The sequence below is a fragment of the Pseudooceanicola lipolyticus genome (assembly GCF_002786325.1).
Taxonomy (GTDB): Bacteria; Pseudomonadota; Alphaproteobacteria; order Rhodobacterales; family Rhodobacteraceae; genus Pseudooceanicola_C; species Pseudooceanicola_C lipolyticus.
Genome location: NZ_PGTB01000377.1, coordinates 1 through 1,034, shown reverse-complemented (window position 1 = coordinate 1,034; position 1,034 = coordinate 1). Strand labels below are relative to the sequence as shown.

General features: G+C 70.1%; 2 protein-coding genes. Both read right to left on the bottom strand.

Going from position 1 to position 1,034, the window contains the following annotated elements:
• A partial coding sequence (locus tag CVM52_RS26055; RefSeq protein ID WP_100165085.1) for a LysR substrate-binding domain-containing protein occupies positions 1–770 on the bottom strand: 770 nt, incomplete at its 3' end.
• A 50-nt stretch (positions 771–820) separates the two neighbouring features.
• A partial coding sequence (locus tag CVM52_RS26050) for a DUF6456 domain-containing protein (protein WP_240621089.1) occupies positions 821–1,034 on the bottom strand: 214 nt, incomplete at its 5' end.

Sequence of the window (1,034 nt, the reverse complement as noted above, 5' to 3'; positions counted from 1 at the left end):
AGCGCCAGGTCGGGCACGCTCTGCGCTTCGGTGCGGGCGGCCAGTTCCGGCATCAGGGTCAGGCCGAACCCCGCCGCCACCATGCGCGACAGCGTCGCCAGCGACGAGGCGCCCAGGTTGATTCCCGGCTGGCCGCGCCCGCGCCCGCAGACCTCGAGCGCCTGGTCGGTCAGGCAATGCCCGTCTTCCAGCAGCATCAGCTGGCGCGGTTCCAGATCGGTGGGCCGCACCGCCCCGGCGGCCTGAAGCCGCGCGGGCGAACCGGCCAGCAGAAAGCGGTCTTCGAACAGCGGTGTCTCGCTCAGTTCCTCGCTGCCGCTGGGCAGCGCCATCACCGCCGCGTCCAGCGATCCGTCGGCCAGCGCCTCGACCAGCCGGCTGGTCTTGGCCTCGCGCACCGAGATCTGCAGCGCCAGGTTCTCCGCCCTCAGGGCGGCCAGCACGCCGGGCAGCAGGTAGGGTGCGATGGTCGGAATCAGGCCCAGCGACAGCGACTGCCCCACCGCCGCCCCGTCGCGGCCCAGCTGGTCAAGATGCTGCGCCGCGTTCAGAACATGCGCGCCCATCTCCAGCACCGTGCGGCCCAGCGGCGTCAGCACCACGTCGCGGGTGCGCCGTTCCACCAAAGGCCCGCCCAGCGCCTCTTCCAGCGTCCGGATCTGCACCGACAGCGCCGGTTGCGAAACATTGCAGACCGCCGCTGCCCGGCCGAAATTGCGCTGTTCGGCGAGGGCCTTGAAATAGGTTAGCTGGCGCAGGGTGAATTTCATAATCTCTGTTTATCGAGATCGGCCGCTTGTGCAAGCCACACCTATCGGCCCTACCCGATCATCCGGTCCGGTTCCGCCAGTTCGTCATAGTGGCGGCGCAGCCGTTGCAGCGCGATGCGCAGCACGATCTTGCCCGAACGCGCCGACCAGCCCAGCCGCTTTTCCGCGGTTTCCAGCCCTTCCAGATAGCAGCAGCAGCGCAGCGCCACGTCGCTCAGCCCCGGCCCCAGGTCGGCCAGCGCGCCGGCGACGCGGTGGCGGGCG